Source organism: Jeotgalibaca caeni, assembly GCF_028863945.1.
In the GTDB taxonomy this organism is placed as follows: domain Bacteria; phylum Bacillota; class Bacilli; order Lactobacillales; family Aerococcaceae; genus Jeotgalibaca; species Jeotgalibaca caeni.
Genome location: NZ_JARBEA010000002.1, coordinates 30,871 through 52,113, shown reverse-complemented (window position 1 = coordinate 52,113; position 21,243 = coordinate 30,871). Strand labels below are relative to the sequence as shown.

Annotated in this window: 18 protein-coding genes; 15 read left to right on the top strand and 3 right to left on the bottom strand. The window is 43.5% G+C overall.

The window, feature by feature from the left end; translation table 11 throughout:
* The first annotated feature begins 30 nt into the window (after window positions 1-30).
* From rapZ to whiA, 3 genes are read left to right on the top strand one after another with little or no spacing between them, the layout of a single operon-like run.
* Window positions 31-921: an RNase adapter RapZ gene (gene rapZ, locus PVE40_RS00635; protein WP_274729949.1), complete on the top strand. Its 891-nt coding sequence runs from the start codon at window positions 31-33 to the stop codon at window positions 919-921.
* Entirely contained in the window at window positions 918-1,931 is a 1,014-nt protein-coding gene (locus PVE40_RS00630) for a gluconeogenesis factor YvcK family protein (RefSeq protein ID WP_274729948.1), read from the top strand. Before rapZ ends, PVE40_RS00630 begins: the two co-directional genes overlap by 4 nt.
* 36 nt (window positions 1,932-1,967) lie before the next feature.
* Window positions 1,968-2,909: a DNA-binding protein WhiA gene (gene whiA, locus PVE40_RS00625; RefSeq protein WP_274729979.1), complete on the top strand. Its 942-nt coding sequence runs from the start codon at window positions 1,968-1,970 to the stop codon at window positions 2,907-2,909.
* A gap of 49 nt (window positions 2,910-2,958) precedes the next feature.
* On the opposite strand, the gene PVE40_RS00620 is transcribed toward whiA, so the two are convergent.
* Window positions 2,959-3,309 carry a single-stranded DNA-binding protein gene (locus tag PVE40_RS00620; protein WP_274729947.1) on the bottom strand — a complete coding sequence of 117 codons (351 nt, stop codon included), beginning with the start codon at window positions 3,307-3,309 and terminating at the stop codon, window positions 2,959-2,961.
* Window positions 3,310-3,476: 167 nt separating this feature from the next.
* Here PVE40_RS00620 and PVE40_RS00615 point away from each other — a divergent pair, with 167 nt between their 5' ends.
* Window positions 3,477-4,193 (top strand): response regulator transcription factor, encoded by a 717-nt coding sequence (locus tag PVE40_RS00615; RefSeq protein ID WP_274729978.1) that lies wholly within the window; start codon window positions 3,477-3,479, stop codon window positions 4,191-4,193.
* Window positions 4,194-4,204: 11 nt separating this feature from the next.
* Entirely contained in the window at window positions 4,205-5,614 is a 1,410-nt protein-coding gene (locus PVE40_RS00610) for a sensor histidine kinase (protein WP_274729946.1), read from the top strand.
* A 59-nt stretch (window positions 5,615-5,673) separates the two neighbouring features.
* Here PVE40_RS00610 and PVE40_RS00605 read toward each other — a convergent pair whose 3' ends face one another.
* Window positions 5,674-7,854: an LTA synthase family protein gene (locus tag PVE40_RS00605; RefSeq protein ID WP_274729945.1), complete on the bottom strand. Its 2,181-nt coding sequence runs from the start codon at window positions 7,852-7,854 to the stop codon at window positions 5,674-5,676.
* A gap of 172 nt (window positions 7,855-8,026) precedes the next feature.
* On the opposite strand from PVE40_RS00605, the gene PVE40_RS00600 reads away from it, so the two are divergent.
* Complete coding sequence (locus PVE40_RS00600) at window positions 8,027-9,211, top strand: class I SAM-dependent rRNA methyltransferase (RefSeq protein ID WP_274729944.1); 1,185 nt, start codon at window positions 8,027-8,029, stop codon at window positions 9,209-9,211.
* A 62-nt stretch (window positions 9,212-9,273) separates the two neighbouring features.
* On the opposite strand, the gene PVE40_RS00595 is transcribed toward PVE40_RS00600, so the two are convergent.
* On the bottom strand, window positions 9,274-10,536 hold the full coding sequence (locus PVE40_RS00595; protein WP_274729943.1) for a BaiN/RdsA family NAD(P)/FAD-dependent oxidoreductase: 1,263 nt from the start codon (window positions 10,534-10,536) through the stop codon (window positions 9,274-9,276).
* Between the two features lie 155 nt (window positions 10,537-10,691).
* Between PVE40_RS00595 and PVE40_RS00590 the strand changes: the two genes are divergently transcribed.
* From PVE40_RS00590 to PVE40_RS00550, 9 genes are all read left to right on the top strand, one after another.
* The gene (locus PVE40_RS00590; protein WP_274729942.1) at window positions 10,692-11,225 is read left to right on the top strand and encodes a nitroreductase family protein; all 534 of its coding nucleotides are present in this window, start codon (window positions 10,692-10,694) and stop codon (window positions 11,223-11,225) included.
* A 27-nt stretch (window positions 11,226-11,252) separates the two neighbouring features.
* Window positions 11,253-11,954: an ABC transporter ATP-binding protein gene (locus PVE40_RS00585; RefSeq protein WP_274729941.1), complete on the top strand. Its 702-nt coding sequence runs from the start codon at window positions 11,253-11,255 to the stop codon at window positions 11,952-11,954.
* Between the two features lie 12 nt (window positions 11,955-11,966).
* Window positions 11,967-15,767 carry an FtsX-like permease family protein gene (locus PVE40_RS00580; protein WP_274729940.1) on the top strand — a complete coding sequence of 1,267 codons (3,801 nt, stop codon included), beginning with the start codon at window positions 11,967-11,969 and terminating at the stop codon, window positions 15,765-15,767.
* Between the two features lie 96 nt (window positions 15,768-15,863).
* A complete protein-coding gene (locus PVE40_RS00575; RefSeq protein ID WP_274729939.1) occupies window positions 15,864-16,391 on the top strand; it encodes a YtxH domain-containing protein in 528 nt (175 codons plus the stop codon).
* A gap of 251 nt (window positions 16,392-16,642) precedes the next feature.
* Complete coding sequence (locus PVE40_RS00570) at window positions 16,643-17,809, top strand: ABC transporter substrate-binding protein (RefSeq protein WP_274729938.1); 1,167 nt, start codon at window positions 16,643-16,645, stop codon at window positions 17,807-17,809.
* A gap of 96 nt (window positions 17,810-17,905) precedes the next feature.
* The gene (locus PVE40_RS00565) at window positions 17,906-18,784 is read left to right on the top strand and encodes a branched-chain amino acid ABC transporter permease (protein WP_274729937.1); all 879 of its coding nucleotides are present in this window, start codon (window positions 17,906-17,908) and stop codon (window positions 18,782-18,784) included.
* A 10-nt stretch (window positions 18,785-18,794) separates the two neighbouring features.
* On the top strand, window positions 18,795-19,766 hold the full coding sequence (locus PVE40_RS00560) for a branched-chain amino acid ABC transporter permease (RefSeq protein WP_274729936.1): 972 nt from the start codon (window positions 18,795-18,797) through the stop codon (window positions 19,764-19,766).
* Window positions 19,763-20,536: an ABC transporter ATP-binding protein gene (locus PVE40_RS00555; protein WP_274729935.1), complete on the top strand. Its 774-nt coding sequence runs from the start codon at window positions 19,763-19,765 to the stop codon at window positions 20,534-20,536. Before PVE40_RS00560 ends, PVE40_RS00555 begins: the two co-directional genes overlap by 4 nt.
* Window positions 20,533-21,243: an ABC transporter ATP-binding protein gene (locus tag PVE40_RS00550; protein ID WP_274729977.1), complete on the top strand. Its 711-nt coding sequence runs from the start codon at window positions 20,533-20,535 to the stop codon at window positions 21,241-21,243. The genes PVE40_RS00555 and PVE40_RS00550 overlap by 4 nt, the downstream gene beginning before the upstream one ends.

Below are 21,243 nucleotides of genomic sequence, written 5' to 3'. Positions count from 1 at the left end.
TGAGTCAAGTTCGAAAGAGGAGGAATGATGATGGCTGAGACACTAGAATTGGTGATCATTACAGGGATGAGCGGCGCAGGAAAAACAGTGGTGCTGCAGACATTTGAAGATTTAGGATATTTTTGTGTGGATAATATGCCACCAAGTTTACTACCCAAGTTTTGGGAATTAGTCAAAGAATCTGGTAAGATCAGCCGAGTGTGTTTAGTCATTGATTTACGTTCCCGTGCTTTCTTTGATGAGATTATGAGTGCAGTAGGGAATTTGGACAATACCTCTTTTGTTACAACGAAAAGTATTTTTCTCGATGCCTCTAACGACTCGCTGGTTTCCCGTTATAAGGAAACACGACGCAACCACCCATTAGCACAATCGTCAGGGACGGTTTTAGAAGGAATTAAAAAAGAGCGCGAGTTATTAAAAAATATTCGAAATCGTGCGCAATGGGTATTGGATACCAGCCATACAACCCCGCGCCAATTACGCGAAATGATTTTAGATCGTTTTCAAGCGGAGGGAGAAACTATTTTCCATATTGAAATGGTTTCCTTTGGCTTCAAGTACAGCACGCCGATCGATGCAGATATCGTGATGGATGTACGCTTCTTGCCAAACCCACACTATATTGATGAACTTCGCCCGTTAACGGGACTGGACAAGCCCGTTTATGACTATGTGATGCAGCAACCGGAGACAGAGAATTTCTACCGAAAATTTACGGAACTCCTTGATTATATTATTCCCGGATACAAAAAAGAGGGGAAAGCGAGTGTAACGATCGCCATCGGTTGTACGGGTGGACAGCATCGATCCGTTGCCCTAAGCGAGCGAATCGCCCATCACTTGGAAACGGACGGCTATGCTGTCAATATCACTCATCGTGATAAAAACAAACGAAAAGAGGCAACACATCGGTCATGAACACGAATCCAAAACTAAAGAAACGGCAGAAAAAAATCGTGGTCCTCGGTGGAGGAACCGGATTGCCCGTCATCTTAAAACACCTAAAAAAATATAACGTAGATTTAACAGCTGTTGTTACGGTTGCGGACGATGGGGGAAGCAGCGGCATCATCCGCAACTATGTCAACATCGTTCCGCCTGGCGATATCAGAAACTGCATGATTGCGTTGTCTGATTTACCAGATTTGCAAAAGAGCATTTTCCAATACCGCTTTGATTCGAAGGACGATTTCTTCTCGGGACATGCGATTGGGAATCTAATTATTGCTGCCTTAACCGAAATGAGAGGTAATATTTTTGATGCCATTCGTTTGTTGTCGGCCATGATGCAAGTCAAAGGACGGATTTATGCGGCTGCTGAAGAACCACTCGTTTTGCATGCTCAATTTGAGGACGGTCAAGTAGCAAAAGGGGAGTCCCAAATTGCTCATCACCGTAAGAAAATTGAACGCGTACACGTTACGCCGCTTGATGAAACAACGGAAGCCAAGGCAGCGCGTGATGTCATTCAATCCATCAATGAAGCAGATATCATTATTTTAGGGCCAGGAAGCTTGTATACGAGCTTATTGCCAAACTTAATGATTCCCGACTTAGGGGAAGCAGTGATTCGTTCATCGGCTGAAGTCGTTTATATTTGTAACATCATGACCCAACTAGGAGAAACCGAAAGTTTCTCAGATGCCGATCATGTGAGAGTGCTGCATGAGCATTTGGGCACAAAGTTTATTGATACGGTATTGGTAAACACAGAACGGGTACCGGATGAATACTTGAATCAGCAAGCAGACGAGGAATATCTTCTTCAAGTAACCCATGACTTCCAAGCGTTGCGTAATGAAGCGTGCCGGGTCATTTCTGCGGACTTCTTAAATGTAAAAGAAGGCGGCGTCTACCATGACGGTGATAAAGTGGCGCAAGAAATTATGAACTTAAGCTCAGCGGTGCGAATGCATAATGCTCCGTAGAGATTAAATGGATCCAGAAAGAGGGGAGGAATGAGCATGTCCTATGCTGCAGAAGTTAAAAAAGAGTTAACGACCTTAGAAGTACACCGTGAACATGCGAAAGCAGAATTGATGGCTTTGATTCGAATGAGCGGATCGGTAAGTATTTATAACCAAAAATTAGTCTTAAATATCCAATCAGAAAATGCTGCGATTGCCAGAAGGATGTATAGTTTACTGAAAGACCACTATCAAGTGGAAGGGGAATTATTAGTCCGACGCAAGATGAAGTTGAAGAAGAACAACATTTATATTGTGCGCCTGAAACAAGGGGTAAGCGAGTTGTTGCAGGAACTGGATATTTTTGATGGATTAAGTTTTAAAACCAGAATTTCTGACGAAGTGATGAACAATGAACAAAAAGAACGTTCATACTTGCGTGGTGCTTTTTTGGCGGGCGGATCGGTTAATAGCCCGGACACAAGTCGGTATCACCTGGAGATTTATTCCAATTATGAAGACCATAACCAAGATATCTGTGACATGATGAATCACTTTGATCTCAATGCGCGTACGATTGACCGCCGAAACGGGTATATCACATACTTGAAGGAAGCGGAGAAAATTGCTGACTTCCTTGCTCTAATTGGGGCTCATAATTCCATGATGAAATTTGAAGACGTCCGAATTGTCCGCGACATGCGAAATTCTGTCAACCGACTGGTGAATTGTGAGAATGCTAATATGAATAAAACCATCGATGCAGCAGCCAAGCAAATTGAGAATATCGAGTTCATCGAAGCAATGGTGGGTTTGGACAAGTTGCCTAGTAAACTGCGTGAGATTGCCATCTTGCGGGTGGAGAATCCAGAGATCAGCTTGAAAGAACTGGGAGAAATGGTTCCGAGCGGTGTTATCTCCAAATCAGGTATTAACCACCGGATTCGTAAAATCAATGAATATGCTGAAAAATTACGTAATAAAGAATTTGTATTGTAAGCAAATAGCAGCCAACCCTCTAAACGAGGGTTGGCTGCTATTTTTTACCTTAGAAAGGTACTTCGATTGGCGGTTCGACTTTTTTCTTTGGCTCCACAAAATGTAAACTCTCTACGACCAACTCCACAACAAATACTTGTTGTTCTTGTTTGTTCAGGTAAGAACGCGATGCGAGCTTTCCGTTCAAGCCAATGAGAGACCCTTTTCCGCAGTATTCCTTTAGCAAGTGGGCTGTCTTGTCCCAAAAAACGACGGGAATAAAGTCTGCTTGCTGTTGTCCTTCTTCTTTCTTGCCCAACCGTTGCACCGCCAGGGTATTGTTTGAAACAAAACGGCCATGGCCTACTTCTTGAACTTCGACAGACCGGACCAACCGACCTAATAATGATACATGATTCATTCTTTTCTCTCCTTTCTTTCTACTATTAAGATACGTAAATAATTGCGATTCCCTTTTTTATTTTTCAAAAAATTCAAATAAAATTCATAGCTATTTGATACAGTAAGAAAGAGAGCGTAAAAAAGACAGGAATACGTTATAATACAAGCAAAAGAAAGGTGATGGCGATGAATATTCTCATGATTGAAGACAATGAAGCAGTATGCGAAATGATGGATATGTTTTTCGAAAAAGAAGAATGGCTGCCCGTCTTTAAGGGAGACGGAAAAGAGGGGCTTGACACCTTTTTGGCGGATCCAGAGAAGTGGGAGATGATCATCTTGGATCTGAACTTGCCGACCATGGATGGGATGCAAGTCTGTCGTGAAATCCGAAAAGTTTCTCAATTCGTGCCCATTATTATGCTGACTGCACGAGATTCAGAGAGTGATCAAGTAATTGGATTAGAAATTGGTGCTGATGAGTATGTCACCAAGCCGTTTAGCCCGTTAACCTTGATGGCTCGGATTAAAGCCCTGTATCGACGCATCCAGCTTACGCAGCCTGCTGCCGCGGATGACAGTGATGAGCGGTTTGATATTGTCACCAAGCACGTCAAAATCAGCACCTATACGCGTGAAGCATATATTGGTGGAGAGAACATTGAGAGTTTGACACCGAAGGAATTTGAAATTTTTGCCTTGTTGGCGAAACATCCAAAGCAAGTCTTCTCCCGGGAAAACTTGCTGACCAGTATCTGGGAAGACCCGTACTTTGGAGACGAACGGACCATTGATGCGCATATTAAAAAGCTCCGGCAAAAAATAGAACTCGTAAGCCCGCAAATCATCCAAACGGTTTGGGGAGTAGGGTATAAGTTTGACGATTCCGTCATGGATGAATAGGAGGCCCGTCTTTGAAATACCTTTATAAACATTTATTGGCCTTTTTCTGTGTTATTTTATTCACGGTTTTTTCAACGGGAATGATCTTTGTCCGCCTCGTCATTGATAATGTCTATCAGGAAAAGGAAACGCAACTTTTTGGTTACGCAGAATCGGTGATTGATGGAAATATGACGATTCAAGAAATAGAAGCCGGCATCAAAATGATCTCTCATCAAGATGTTTTGCTTGCCCTTTATGATGACGAGGATCAGTTGGTTTATCCGGTCGAAGATACACGCTATTCCAGTGGATTGACGCCTGAGGACTTAAACCAATTGGCGAAAGGGGAACGATTATCCTTGTCCTACCGCGATCGTGGCTTCATGAATGAAGATATGTCGATCGTGACGGTTTATTTGCCCTTGTTCCATACTGTAACTGGAGAGTTTTCTGGCTTCGTGGCCGTTGCTTCTCCAGTTAGCGGCATCCAAAACGATATTAACTATACGCAAAAGCATATCCTCTTGACCGTATTGATTTCGGGCGGGATTGCGAGCTTGATTAGTATCGGTTTTGCCAACTATCTATCCCGCAGAATTGTACGGATGCGAAATGCTGCCAAAGAAATTACTGAAGGAAACTTTGATATATCATTAGACGACTACGGCAAGGATGAGTTTGATGAACTCTCCCATGATTTCAATTTGATGGCTCGTTCCTTGAAAGCGTCAGAAGTTGAGATTGAACGACAAGAAAACTTGCGGCGTCAATTCATGATGGATGTGGCGCATGAAATGCGAACCCCGCTTACAACGATCAATGGCATTTTAGAAGGGCTCGCCCATGACATGATTCCTGAAAAAAGCCGCCAACGGAGTATTGAACTGATGCATAAGGAAACGAAGCGAATGATTCGCATGGTTAATGAGAATCTGGATTATGAAAAAATTCGTTCGGAACAAGTGACTTTGGTGAAACAGGAATTCTTAGCAATCGATGCTCTGACCACCGTTCACGAACAACTACGCCAGAAAGCAGCAAGTAAAGGCAACGAGATTGTTGTTCAAGTGGAAGAACAAGTAAAAGTCTATGCCGATTATGATCGCTTTATCCAAATTATTGTAAATCTTGCTAATAACGCTATTCAGTTTACCGACAACGGAAGTATTCGGCTGGAGGCAAAAGAGGAAGAGGGATATACGTGGATTCAAGTTTCCGATACAGGAATCGGAATCGCAGAAGAAGAGTTGAATAGTATTTGGGAACGATTCTACAAGGTAGATATTTCACGCAAAAATAATAAGTTTGGCGAATCGGGTATCGGTCTAGCAATCGTGAAGTCCTTAGTAGACAATCATGGTGGTACAATCAGCGTCCATAGTGAACCGGGTAAGGGAACCGTGTTTACCATTCGACTGCCTAATAAAGAGAAGGAATAATCAAATAAGCCCGTTCACACAACTGATTAACGTTGTGTGAACGGGCTATTTCTATTTTGTTATTCTTCTGTTTCTTCCACAGGCTCTGTTGGAAGTTCACTGCTTTCTTCTGTTCCTTCTTCAACAGAGGCAGGTTGGTTGCCCGGAAACTCTGGAGCATCGGTTTGATAAAGAGGAACTGTTGATTCGCCATTGTTTTCTTGGAGCAAGGAAGTTCCTTCCTCGCCAGATGACTGGAAGTCCTCCAAAAGTTTCGCAGGGGAATCGAGGTAATTGTGTAAGGATTTGTCTGCCGGTGTGAAGTTTGGCGGCGAATAGAAGCGGAGCAAATCACCGTTAACCACTTGGTCAGACATATTTAATTGCATTTGTCCGGCTTCCTTCAATTCTTGTACTTTCGCAGCAATCGGACTTTCCATCTCTGGATCAAGGTAGATGGGGTTTCCAGTTGCCGTATCATACAAGTTATTGCCAAGAGCTGTATAGATAGGGGAAATGACATTCCCGTTTCTTAGGACAACCAAGTTATCTCGATCTGGAGAAAGTAAATCTTGTCCCATTTGAATATAAGACTGTGTATCAATCCCCAATAAGTGAAGAACCGTTGGCATGACGTCAACTTGTCCACCGTATGTATCGTTGATTCCACCTGTTCCAATTCCTGGAGCGTGGATAATGAGTGGGACACGTTGAAGCATCGTGTTCTCGTAGTCATTCCATGTTTCAGGGTCTTTATCTAACAGTGGAGCCAGTGTTTTGTTCCGTGAGTTTGAGATTCCATAGTGGTCACCGTATAGAACAAAAATAGTGTTTTCGTACAAACCACTGTCTTTCATGTACTGGAAGAATTCCTCTAACGATTCATCCGCATAGTGAACGGTATTAAAGAAGCCATTGATGGTTTCATCTTCCGTATCCGGGATGTCGAAAACGGTATTCAATTCATCAGGAGGGAACGGGAAGTGATTCGAAACGGTAATGAACTTCGTATAGAACGGTTGCTGCATTTGTTCTAAGTACTGTACCGATTCTTGGAAGAACAATTTATCCTTTAATCCGTACTCCAATGAATTCTCTTCATTCAAGGTATAGCTTGTTTCAGAACTAAAGAAATAATCATATCCAAAAGACTTATAAACATTGTCGCGGTCCCAGAAGGAGCCAACGTTCCCATGGAAAACGGCACTTGTATAGCCTTTATCCTTTAAGATCTGAGGAGTGGAGTGGAAGGTGTTATCCGCTCCGACTTGAGTGAAGGCAGAACCTTGCGGCAATCCGAATAAGGAATTATCAATCAATAACTCGGCATCACTTGTTTTTCCTTGACTGGTTTGATGGAAAAAGTTTGAGAAACTATAAGAGTCTGGACTATGATAGAGTTGATTCAAGAAAGGTGTGACTTCACTTGTAACACCATTTTCTTCCGTTAAGGATAAATCAATTAGAAATTGTTGCATACTTTCCAAATGGATAAAGACAACATTTCGGCCTTCTGTTTGGCCAAAATAATCCTCTGTTGGCGCAGCATAGTGGTCGTCTACATAATCAAGTACAGGAGCCATATCGGAGCTATCTGCGCTCGCACGGACAGCATTTGCTTGTGCAGTTTGGATTCCGTCGTAAATTGTGTACACATTCATCCCTAAATATTTTACAATGTAGTTACGGTCGAAGGTCCGGGTCAATAATTGAGGGCGATCAATTTCCGCCAAACCTAAATTGACCAAGAAAATAACCACTGAAAGAGCTAATGTGCCAATCGCCATTCGTTTCTTGAGCGGAGCTCCTGCCTGAACGGTCGTTTTTCTTTTCCGGAACAACCAAATGAGGAGAAAGAAGTCAATCCAGTAAAGAATATCCTGTAAATGGAACATCTGGAAGATGCTGGCACCAATACTTTTAGTGGTTGTAGTAGCACTAAGAACTGCTTTTATCGTAATAAAATCGCTGAATTCTCGGTAGTAAAGAATATTAGCGAATAAGAGTAGCGAGTTAAGGAAATAGATGACAAAGAGAGCACGGTAGCCTCGCTTCGCATCGGAAAACCAGAAAGAGAGACTGAAGAGTAGCAGGGAACTAGCTAGTGGATTCAGGAATAAGAGAAAATGCTGATAGATTCCCTCAACCCCTAGAGAAAATTCTAGATGATAAGCAAGATAGGTTTTTAGCCAGAAAAAAATCACAGCAAGTAGGAAGAAACCAACCCTCGTGGGCGTTGTTTCTTTCAATTTTTGTAGCAAGGTAATCACTCCTTTTTCTTATGAAACTTATATATGTAAAGTTTTTGTAATGTTGTAAATAATAAGTAAATTGGTATTGATATTATACGGCGACACGGGAAAGTAGTCAAATGAAGTTCATGAAAATGAATGAAAATTTAAAGAAGTTTACAGAAAAAAAGGAGTAAATAAAATGAAAAAACTAGCAGTAAGTAAACGAGCAGTTCGTGCAATAAAGCAGGGAGCGCCTTTGTTAACAGAGTATACATTTGAAAAAGAAGTAGCGTTCGAGGAAGGGGAAATCGTGACCCTTCTGACGCCAGAAAACCAATTCTTAGCAATGGCCTATTTAGCAAAGCAAAACAAGGGACTAGGATGGGTATACTCGCATAAAGAGGGAACGACGTTGAACCGTGCCTTCTTCAAGGAGCAGTTCCAAGGAGCGAAGAACAGACGCCAGCTCTTACTCCATAATGAAGAAACAAATGCGTTCCGTCTGTTCAATGCAGAAGGGGACGGGATTCCTGGGCTAACCGTAGATTATTATAATCAGTATGCTGTTTTCTCTTGGTACAGTGAGGGAATCTACACGTATCAAGACGAAATCATCCAAGCCTTTAAGGAAGTATTTCCTTTTATCAAGGGAGCTTACGAAAAACATCGCTATCAAGCAAATGATGAACAAGCGAGCAGCTACTTGTACGGAGAGGAAGCTCCGGCACCGCTTCTCGTTCGAGAAAACGGCATCCAGTACGCAACATACTTGGATGAAGGATGGATGACCGGTATTTTCCTTGACCAACGTCACGTACGCAATGCCATCTTGGAAAAGTACGCAGCAGGCAGAACCGTCCTCAATACCTTTAGTTATACCGGTGCTTTTTCAGTAGCGGCTGCTATGGGCGGTGCAGTTCATACAACGAGTGTCGATGTGGCGAACCGTTCTTTGGAGAAAACACGGGAACAATTTGAAGTAAACGGCCTGAATCCAGATGACCACACGATTCGAGTAATGGATGTATTTGATTACCTTCGCTATGCCAAACGGAATGAATTGCTGTTTGATTTAATTGTGGTTGATCCGCCAAGTTTTGCCCGGACGAAGAAACGTACTTTTTCCGTGACGAAGGACTACAGCGGCATGATTGAAGAGTTGATTGATATTGCCTCTAACCAAGGAACCTTCATTTTCTCTTCAAACGCAGCGAGCTATAAGCGCGATTCGTTCTTAGAGGATATCAAGCGAGCATTTACCAAAAAAGGAAAAACCTTCCGTTTAGTAGAGGAATTCAGCTTGCCAGAAGATTTCCCTGCTCCAAAAAGCAGCCACATTAGTAACTATCTAAAAGTATTTGTTATTCAATTAGTGAATAAATAACATAAAAACAAGGTTCGAGCATAATAATTTGCTCGAACCTTGTTTTCTGTTTAGGAAGAGTACTATTCATCAGTTGCTGCGTGGAACCCGGCCGTATGACCGGTCACAAAGGCACCGGTAATGTTGTAGCCACCTGTATAGCCATTGTAGTCCAATAATTCGCCGCAAAAGTAAAGACCTTTTGCCTTTTTGCTTTCCATCGTTTTAGGATTTACTTCTTTCGTTGACACACCGCCGCCTGTCACAAAGGCTTTGTCTAATGGCTGCGTGCCATTTACAGTAAAGGAAAAGTCTTTACAAAATTCAACGAAGGCTTTTATGACTCCCGGCGTCAATGTCTTCAATGCTTCGTCCGGATCAATGGAGGCTTTTTCAAGTCCAAAAAGCAAATACCGTTCAGGCATCAAATCTTTCCAACCGTTTTTGACAGATTTATTCGGTGCTTCCTTTATCAAGCGCATCAATTCTTGTTCCAGTTGACCGGCACTCTTGTCGGGGAACACATCCAAGGTCATGTCCACTTCTTCAACCTTGTCTCGTTTCTTGGTTTGGTGGACGAACATCGAGCAACGCAGGGCAGCGGGACCGGAGACACCGAAATGGGTAAAAATCATGTCCATTTGATGGGTGACTACTTTTTTACCTTTTTTATTTTTCACACTCAGTGCGACATTTCGTAAAGACAAGCCTTTTAGTACTCGCTCCGCAATAAATGGCTCATCGGAAGTGATAGGCGCTTCGGTTGGATATAGTTCTGTAATCGTATGTCCGGCTGCTTTGGCAAATTTATAACCATCGCCGCTTGAACCGGTTCGAGAATACGTTTTTCCACCGGTAGCAAGGACAATACGATCAGCCGCAAGTTCTTCACCATCATCCAGTAAAACGCCGGCGACCTCATTCTCAGAATTGAAGCGCAAGGACTTCACTGTAACATTCGTGCGTACCGTTACGTTTTGTTTCTTCAACTCTTCAATGAAGGTTTCGAGAATAGTACGTGCCTTGTCCGTTACGGGGAACATCCGTCCGTGATCTTCTTCTTTTAACGCTACACCGCGCGACATAAAAAATTCCATAATGTCGAACTGATTGAATTGGTTAAAGGCACTATGCAGGAAACGACCATTTCCAGGGATATAGGATATAATTTCTTCTTCTGAACGATTATTGGTAACATTGCAACGGCCACCACCTGTTAGCAGCAATTTACGACCGAGACTGGTATTTTTTTCGAGCAAGGTAACGACAGCGCCGGTCTTTGCCGCTGTTGCAGCTGCCATCAAGCCGCTGCTTCCTCCACCGATAACGATGACATTTTTTTTCAACTTTACACACTCCTTATTCTCTCTCATTTTAGCATAGCTTGGACATGAATACAGGTAGGAGTCGATAAAAAAGAATTTGGAAGGGGTGTTATAGTATAATGAAAAGAGGAAGACCTAAAAATAGACGATAACATACATAGAAAGAGGGATTCAAAATGGACTTTATGAAAGTATTGCACGCTTGCCAACCATGTACCGAATTCAGGGAGGAGCGTTTGACCAATGCTCAAGTAGAAAGCATCGTAGTTGCGGGTCAATCTGCACCGGTTGTAGAAGAGTTACAAGAATCATTCCACATTTCTGCCATTCGTAGCGAATATGCACAAGAATACTTAGAAATACCGATTACCGACTTACCGGAAAAAACGCGTGACGAGATCAAAACGGGAGGCCCGGTTTACTTTATTATTTCTGTAAAGGATAACCAACAATCACCGGAATCGATGTTTTTATATGCTGGAATGATTATGGCGCACATGCAGATGCAAGCAACGAGTATTTTGTTGGGTTATAATTTCTTATCCGAACAAAAAACAGTTAAGTTGTTGGAAGCACCCGAGCAGAAGAGACGTCTTGGTATTCCACAAGATTTCACCCCGATTCAAATTCTAAAAGTCGGCTACACAGAAGAACCAGTGGAAAACCGGACTCCAATATTAAGTGAAGTATTTACACGGATCATTAGTTAATTAATTTTGAAGGAAAGAGTGGAAGAAATGGCCTATATCTCGTTAAAGAACGTCAGCAAATATTATCAAATGGGTGAATCAACGATTGTCGCCAATAATGATATCAACTTTGATATTCAACAAGGCGAATTCGTGGTGATTCTAGGACCATCTGGAGCCGGTAAATCGACTGTTTTGAATATTCTAGGTGGAATGGACAAGGCGGACGAAGGAGAGGTTCTAATTGACGGCACCGATATTGCTCACTTCACTGATAAGCAACTGACAACGTATCGCCGGTACGATGTGGGCTTTGTTTTCCAGTTTTATAATTTAGTTCCCAACCTCACTGCGAAAGAAAATGTAGAACTTGCTTCTCAAATATCTGAACGTGCCTTAGACTCTACGGAAGTAATGGAGAGTGTAGGGCTCGGCGAACGAATGGACAATTTCCCGGCTCAACTTTCTGGTGGGGAACAGCAGCGCGTCGCCATTGCCCGTGCGATTGCCAAGCAACCGAAGCTCCTTCTATGTGATGAGCCAACGGGAGCATTGGACTATGAAACTGGGAAACAGGTCCTGCGTTTGTTGCAAGAAACGTGTCAGCAAACAGGAACGACCGTCATTGTGATCACCCACAACCAAGCCATTGCACCGATGGCGAACCGTATTATTGAAATCAATAATGCTAAAGTGCGGGCCGTACGGGAAAATAAAAATCCGAAGCCTGTAACAGAAATCGAATGGTAAGGGGCTGAGGATGTGGGAAAGAAACAAGCACTATGGAAAGATATATGGAAAACAATTGGAAATAACAAAGCTCGTTTTCTAGCCTTGTTCGCTATCATCTTGTTGGGAGTCGGGTTTTATGCCGGTATCAGCGCAACCGGGCCGGATATGATTGATACTGCTGATCAGTATTATGAGGAAAACCAGCTTTTTGATGTTCGTGTGTTATCTACTTATGGCATTCAAGAAGAGGATAGGGAAGCATTGGCGGAAGTGGATGGGCTCCAGATTGAACCCATCCAAACCATCGATGTCGCGGTGAAAGACGGAGAATCATTGCTGCGGATTTTTCCTTATTCAACAAATAGGCAATCCATCAATGATTATGCCGTGGTAGAAGGACGTCTGCCGGAAACAAGTGGAGAAATTGCGCTAGATGCCATTCCTTTTTTACTAGAAGCATATGAAATCGGCGACACCATATCCTTCCAGCAAGAGGATCATGAAGACGCACCCGTTTCCCTAAACAATCAAGAGTACGAGGTAGTGGGATTTGTTCAGTCCCCTTTATATATAGAAGAAATCAGTCGAGGAACTAGCCAAGTCGGCAAGGGAACCTTGGACGGCTTCGGCGTGGTCGTAGAGGAAGACTTAACCGGAGATTTGTTTACCGAAATGTTTGTAAGAGTGAAAGAGGCACAAGATTTCATAGCTTATTCAGCAGAGTATGAAGATTCCATCGCTACGAAAAGTGAAGAAATCGAACTTGCTCTGAATGGTCGGCCGATGGAACGGATCAACGAGATTCGGGCAGAAGGTCGTAAAGAAATCTTCGAAGGTCAAGAAGAATTGGCAGATGCACGCGAACAGTTAGAAGAAGCAGAACAAGAACTGGCAGATGCCAAGACAGAGCTAAAGGAAGCACGAGCAACCTATGAAGAAAATCTAGCCCTCTTTCAATCAGAAATACAAGCAGCAGAAGAAGAGATCGCAGCCCAACAAGCAACGATTGATCAAGGTTTGATGGAATATAAGGAAGGATTGGCAGCTTGGGAAGCCGGGGCGCAGGAATATGCAGCAGCTAAGGAATCCTGGGACATGCAGCGGGAAACCTTCTTGCAGCAGGCAGAAGGGGCTCCTACGCTGGAAGAGCTAGCCCAGAATCCATTCCCAACACCAGAGGGGCAGCAACTAGCACAGCAAATTCAACGTGTATTAGAGGGAGAAGCTGAAATTGCGATGGCCCGCAATCAATTGCAGATGCACATCCAGACTTTGGAAGCTCAAGAAGCAGAACTGCAAGGAGCAAAAACGCAATTGGAGGCGGACAAGCAAACCGCTGCGGCTCTTCTAGCAGAAGTGGAGGCTCTCCGAGCAGCATTGGGTGAGCAGCCTGCAACACTCGCAAACAGACAAGCACAACTCCAAACCATTCGCCAATACATAGCGGAACCAATCGAAGAATGGACTCCAGAAGAGATAGCAGAGCGCCGCCAAATAGTCGAAGCACAAGGAAACGTAACCTTGCTCTATCAACCATTTCTGCAGTTCTTAAATGGAGAAATTCCAGCAAGCGCCGTGCCAATTGCAGAAGAAGAGGGAATTCAAAATCAAATCATTGCCCAAATGGATGCTTTGGCGCAAACAGAAGCGGCTTTGGCTGCGTACCAAATGGAAGAGCGAGAACGTGTATTGTCGGAACAAAGCCAACAACTGGAGCAAGCGAAAAGTTTGGTCGATGATAATGCTCAAGAATTAGACAACCAATCAGCAGCACTTCAAGAAGCACGAACCGTTTTAGAAAATGAAGTGCAAAAGGCCATGCAAGATATTCGCGGACAAGTGGCTGCGGCTGACCAACAGTTTGCTGAACAAGGAGCTGCACTGGAACAGGCGCGGACAGAGCTTGAAGCGGCACGGAAGCAGTTAGAAGAAGGCCAAGTGCAGTTGGATAGTGGCCGGGAGCAATTAGCAGCAGAACGTGCCGAGGGAGAAGCTGCACTAGCAGATGCCTTGGCTCAGATTGAAGCCGGTGAGGCAGAATATGAGGAAGGGTTGCGTACCTTTGAAGCAGAACGAGCAGACGCCGAAGAAGAGATTCAAGAAGGTGAAGTAGCCTTAAGCAAAGCCATCGAGGAACTTCAACAATTGGATGAGCCGGTTTACTTCGTACAAGACCGCTCCATTAATCCAGGTTACGAAGGATATGGAGACAATGCCAATCGGATCTCCGCAATTGCGTCTATTTTCCCTGTTTTCTTCTTCATGATTGCCGCGTTAGTGAGCTTCACAACGATGACACGGATGGTCGATGAACAACGGCAACAAATGGGTACGATGAAGGGGCTTGGTTACAGCAACTTCGATATTGCGAAGAAATTCATCGTCTATGCTGGAATTGCCTGTGTAGCAGGGACAGCTCTTGGATTGTTAGCGGGGTATCATTTATTCCCGACCATTATTTTCCAAGCCTATAGCTCGCTGTACAATTTGCCGGATGTAGAGATTAATTACTATCTTTCTTATGCTCTTATTGCCTTCCTCGTTGCCCTTCTGTGTACCGTAGGACCGGCTTTACTAGCGACAACACGCAGCTTGCGGGAAAATCCGTCCGCATTGATGCGACCAAAGGCACCGAAAAAAGGAAAAAGAGTGCTGTTGGAACGAATTCCGTTTATTTGGAACCATCTTGGCTTTAACGCGAAGATTACCGTGCGGAACTTAGTGCGTTACAAGGTACGAAACTCCATGACGGTGATTGGGGTAGCAGGATGTATGGCGTTGATTCTGACTGGATTTGCATTGCGCAATTCCATTTCCGGTCTTGCCGATACACAATTCGATGAAATTATGAAGTATGATGCGATTGTGGCGCTGCAACCCGATTTAACTAACGAACAAATGGACACCTACATCGAAGAAGTAGAGTCTTATCCAGAAATTTTCCAGCATTTACCGGTTCTTCTTGCAAATTACCGAGCTGAAAAAGCAGGGATCAGCAATCAAGAAGTGAATGTCATGGTGCCAGAAACGAAGGAAGAATTGTCTGATTTCGTTCGCTTGCAAGAACGGGATAAAGATGTTTCTCATCAGTTAACCGATGAGGGAGCAATCATTTCAGAAAAATTAGCGATCTTGTTAGAAGTAGAGCCAGGAGATGAAGTGGTCCTACAAGATGATGAGGAAGCAACGTATTCCATTCCCATTCAAGCCGTGACCGAAAACTATACCGGACACTATCTCTACCTATCACCAGACTTGTATGAATCGATTTTTTCCGAATCATTTGAGCCTAGTGGGGATTTGTTACTCTACGAGGCAGATGCAGCGTGGCAATCAACCTTTGCGGAAGAAATGATGGAGAATGCACCGGTTGCGTTGATTACCTTTATGGACTTGGTAGACCAGGCATTTGCTGATACGTTAGCAAGTTTGGATATTATCACTCTTGTGTTAATTATTTCAGCAGCCGCATTAGCGTTCGTTGTTTTATACAACTTGACTAACATTAACGTCTCAGAGCGGATTCGTGAACTATCAACCATCAAGGTGTTGGGCTTCTATCCGTTAGAAGTCAGCATGTATATCTATCGGGAGACCTTTATCCTAACCTTGATCGGTATTTTAGTTGGATTTGGCTTCGGTAATGTGCTGGCGACCATCCTATTGAAGATGGTGGAAGTGGACTTCATGTTGTTCCCAATTACCATTTTGCCGTTAAGTTATGTGTACTCCGCCATCTTAACCTTGATTTTCTCCTTTGTTGTAATGGTCATTATGCATTACAAATTGAAGAACGTGGACATGATGGAAGCTTTGAAATCTGTCGAGTAACTTCTAAAAAGCGTTTCATTTTGTGCATGCTGCTCTGTTGGTATAAAGTAAGGGTATCAATAACGATATGCAGAGAGATATGGAAGGAGCAGCAAAATGAATAAGATCGCAAAAAGTTTGCATGAAACAAAAGGTCAATTGTCCGCCGCATCGAAAATGGCGAAGAATCAATTGCCTCCTGACTGGAAGCAAGCCAAAGAAGTTCAAATTGTGATTCCCACTCCACAGAAATCGAGCCTTTTCAAAAAGTTATTCGTCCCTGTCACAGTTGCTGCAGTCACCTTATTGTTTGCCCCTAAGTCAGGGAAGGAGCTTCGTGCTAGTTTACAAAAACAAATCACGAAACTGAAAGAAAATGGTTTAGAACCGATTCGTTCTCTGAAAGAGGAGTTCAAGGATACTTACAAGGAAGTGTCACGTGAAATGGAACAGGAAGAAGAGGAATATCTGGTAGCGGATGTCGTATCAGACGTCAGCACCATTCCCGATGCTTCCGACGATCCTGCGGCTGGTGTAGGAAATGTTCACGGTACACCGTTCGAGCCAACTACAGACGAGACCGTTCCTGCCGATCAGTTGGACGAAGCGCTGAAGGATGTAGGAGCAAAGTTCAATGAATATTAAAAAGTAAATATAGTAGGCAGCTAGTCAGCTTTGACTAGCTGCCTTTTTTTATTAACCACAACCTCACATTTTGAAAGCGTAAACAAAAAATGAAAACGCGTCCTTCTAAAAGAAATGCTAAAAGAAATGCTAAAATCGGGTTGCTTAAATTGTCAGAATATTCTATACTATGAACATTAAAATTTAAGGAGAGACATCTCATCGTCTCTCAGATACATAGTTAAAAAAGGCGAATGGTGGAGGGAATAGAAATGAATAAAAAATATTTGGTAGGTTTAGCTTCAATGGCACTATTGGCAGCTTGTGGAAATGGCGGTAACGCAGAGAGTGGAAGCGGGCAAGGTGCTTCAGGAGAAGGCGTTACAATCGGAGGAAACTTCGAATTATCAGGCGGTGCGAGTGCCTACGGAACACCTATGAATCAAGGGGTCCAATTAGCTGTCGATTTAATAAACGAAGCAGGCGGCGTGTTGGGTGAAGAAGTAAGCTATGCCTTCTATGACAATACCTCCAATCCGCAAGAAGCTGCGAGCGTCGCAACACGTTTAGCAACAGAAGATGAAGTAACTGCCATTATCGGACCTGCAACAACAGGGGACGCAAATGCTCAAACACCAGCTGTCACACGTGCAGGCGTTCCAGCCATCTTGCCAGCAGCAACTGGAGATATGGTAACGATGGAAGACGATGAAACCGTACTAGAGTATATCTTCCGTGTCTGCTTCCAAGACTCCTTCCAGGGAGAAGTGTTAGCGAACTTCGCTCAGAATGATCTCGGCGCGACAAAGGCGGTCATCTTGTATGACAACTCCACTGATTATGGTGTTGGATTGAAAGAAGCGTTCGAAGATGTCTTCACTGGAGAAATCACAGAATCGCAAACGTTTGTAGACGGAGACACAGACTTCAACGCTATTTTGACGAAAATCAAAGGACAAGACTTCGATGTTATTTTCTTGCCTGGTTATTATGAAGAAGCAGGACTTTTAATCAAACAAGCACGTGAAATGGGAATCGACCAGCCAATTCTTGGGCCAGATGGATTTGCGAACAGCACACTGTTAGAACTTGCTAGTCCAGATAATGTAGACAATGTGTATTATACCGGTCACTTCACGCCAAACAGTGAGGAACCCGCGTTGCAAGAATTCTTAGCGGCCTATGAAGAAAAGTATGACGCAGAAGCGGATTCTTTCGCAGCACTTGCTTATGATGCAGCGAACCTTCTCTTTGAAGCAATCGAAACAGCTGGTTCTACCGATCCAGCGGCAGTAACGGCAGCCATTGCTGAAACGACAGACTTCGAAGGAATCACAGGAACCTTCTCTTTGGATGAAAATCATAACCCAATCAAGAACACGTATGTAATCGAACTTCAAGATGGAGAAGAAGTAAACCACACCATCGTTAAGCCGTAATAGACAAAACACGGATAAGTAAGAGGCTGGGTTGTGTCTCAGCCTCTTTTTATTATCAAAAGAAAAAGAAGAAACAGAAAGTAAAGAGGTGTGAATATGGAGAGCTTTTTCCAGCAGTTATTAAATGGAATTTCACTGGGAAGCATCTATGCGTTGATTGCACTGGGCTACACGATGGTCTATGGCATTATTAAACTGATTAACTTTGCTCATGGCGATATTTATATGGTGGGAGCATATGTCGGCTATACCATGATCCAAGAAGTAGGCTTAGGTCTTATTCCTGCTCTGATTATTTCCATGGTATTTTGTGCAATATTGGGAGTGGTGATTGAGAAGGTTGCCTATAAACCGTTGCGCGGGGCAACCCGGATTGCTACGTTGATTACGGCGATCGGTGTATCTTACTTATTGCAAAACGTCATGATTTACTTAATGGGTGCAGAACGACGATCCTTTCCAAGTGCATTGGAAAACCAGATTTTTAGTCTCGGAAACGTCAGCATCAGTTCCCAACAAATTACGATTATTCTAACAACAATCTTTTTAATGACCGCTCTACAGCTCATTGTGAAATATACCAAAATGGGAAAAGCCATGCGTGCGGTGAGTACCGACCTTGATGCAGCACAATTGATGGGGATTAATATTGACCACGTTATTTCATTTACCTTTGTTCTTGGATCTGCTCTAGCGGGCGCTGCAGGAGTACTGGTAGGAATCTACTATAACTCAATCGATCCGTTAATGGGTGTGACGCCTGGTCTGAAGGCATTCGTTGCAGCCGTATTTGGTGGGATTGGAATTATTCCGGGCGCAATGGTCGGCGGCTACTTGATCGGGATTATTGAAACGATGGTAAGTGCACTGGGTGGATCCATGTTTAAGGATGCAGTAGTCTACCTGATCTTAATCTTGATCTTGATTGTGAAGCCATCCGGAATCTTCGGTAAAAATACGAAAGAGAAAGTATAGGTGAGAATCGATGAAACAATTCAATAAAACAAATGCAGGTTGGCTCATCCTCACTATCTTAGGCGGATTGCTGCTTTACTTCGGCATCAGTACCAACACCATCTCTTCCTTCCATCAAATAACCTTGATGTCCATCTTGATTAACATGATTTTAGCGGTCGGCTTAAACTTGGTCATTGGCTTCTCTGGACAGTTTTCCTTAGGGCATGCTGGTTTCATGGCGATTGGGGCTTATAGTGGTGCGGTTGTGGGCGAGATGGTGGAAGGAATTCCAGGTTTCTTGCTCGGCTTGGTAGTCGGTGTGGTCTTAGCCATGTTTGCGGCACTCATTGTCGGTGTTCCTACCTTGCGCTTAAAGGGAGACTACTTAGCAATTGCTACACTTGGGGTATCTGAGATTATCCGAATACTCATTATCAACTTACCAGATTTAACCAATGGTGCAAGAGGAATTACGGGGATTCCTTTTCCGTTCGAATCCAACTTATCCTTTATCATGCTGACGTTCGCAATCGTCGTAATTACAACGATTATTACAGTCAACTATATAAAAAGTAGCCCAGGAAGAGCGACCGTTTCCATTCGTGAAGACGAGATTGCTGCTGAATCAATGGGGGTCAATACGACGTTGTATAAAGTGACGGCCTTCATGATCGGAGCAGCTACTGCCAGCATCGCAGGGTCGTTGTACGGCACATTCTTTAGTGTCATTAACCCGAGCGATTTCACCTTCCAACGTTCGATTGATGTGTTGATCATTGTGGTGTTCGGTGGAATTGGCAGTACCACAGGAACGTTTGTGGCAGCAATTGTACTGGGTATCTTGAATACTGCCTTGCAGACCGTTGGGGAAATGCGGATGATTTTTTATGCAATCGCATTGATTGCCATTATGGTCTTTCGTCCAGGCGGTTTACTAGGAAACCGCGAATTCACAATTTCAGGCCTGCTTAATCGTAAGAAAAAGGAGGGAAGCAGATGAGTCTATTAGAAGTAACTGACTTAACCAAAAACTTCGGTGGTCTAGCTGCTCTTGCCAATGTAAACTTCCATTTAGAAGAGAACGAATTAGTAGGATTGATTGGACCTAATGGAGCTGGGAAAACGACTTTCTTTAACCTTTTAACAGGGGTCTATGAACCGTCTGAAGGAGAAATTGTCGTAGAAACAGACGGCAAGAAAACCAAACTAAACGGCAAGAAACCATACGTCATTACCGACCTAGGCTTAGCACGAACCTTCCAAAACATCCGCTTGTTCCGTGATTTAACGGTGATGGACAATGTATTGGTTGCCTTGCACAGCAAGAAAGGGGTTGGCGTTTTCCACAGTTTGCTGCGAACCCCGCGCTACTATCAAAACGATGTAGAACTGCGTCAACGGGCAGCAGAATTGTTGCGGATCTTCAACTTGGAAGACAAGCAAGAAACCTTGGCAAGAAACCTCCCTTATGGAGAACAACGCCGCTTGGAAATTGTGCGCGCTCTGGCTACCCAACCCAAAATATTGTTCTTAGACGAACCGGCTGCAGGAATGAATCCACAAGAAACGGCAGAATTGACCGAACTAATTCGTCAAGTCCAACGTGATTTTAAGATTACCGTCGTATTGATTGAACATGATATGTCCTTAGTAATGGGTGTTTGTGAGCGGATCTACTGTTTGGAATATGGACGCTTGATTGCTGAAGGAACCCCTCAGGAAATACAAAAAAATCCAGCCGTCATTAAAGCCTATTTAGGAGGAGAATAACGATGCTGAAAGTAGAAAATCTATCCGTCCAATATGGCATGATTCAGGCTGTAAAAGAGGTCTCCTTCTCGGTAAACGAAGGTGAAATTGTTACCTTAATTGGCGCAAATGGAGCTGGGAAATCCACCATTTTGCGCACAATCTCGGGCTTGGTTCGGCCATCCTCCGGAACCATTACGTATCTGGATCAAGACTTGGTAAAGACTCCTTCTCAAAAAATTGTGAAGCAAGGCCTGGTTCAAGTTCCCGAAGGCCGTCATGTATTCAAAGGATTAACCGTTCAGGAAAATCTTGACTTAGGAAGTTTCACTCGGAAAGACCGCGAAAATTTTGCGGCCGATTTAGATATCGTGTTTGAACGGTTTCCTATTTTAGCGGAACGGAAGAATCAGGATGCAGCCACTTTGTCAGGCGGCGAACAACAAATGCTGGCAATGGGACGGGCGCTCATGGCGAAGCCAAAACTATTACTGCTCGATGAACCATCGATGGGATTAGCTCCTATCTTTATCAAAGAAATTTTCCGTATCATCCAAGATATTCAAAAGCAGGGCACCACGATTTTGTTAATCGAACAAAATGCGAAAGTAGCGTTGGAGATTGCGGATCGCGGGTATGTATTGGAAACCGGAAAAGTAGTCCTACAAGATACAGGAAAAAATCTGCTGCAAAGTGATGAAGTTCAGAAAGCATATCTAGGAGGTTAA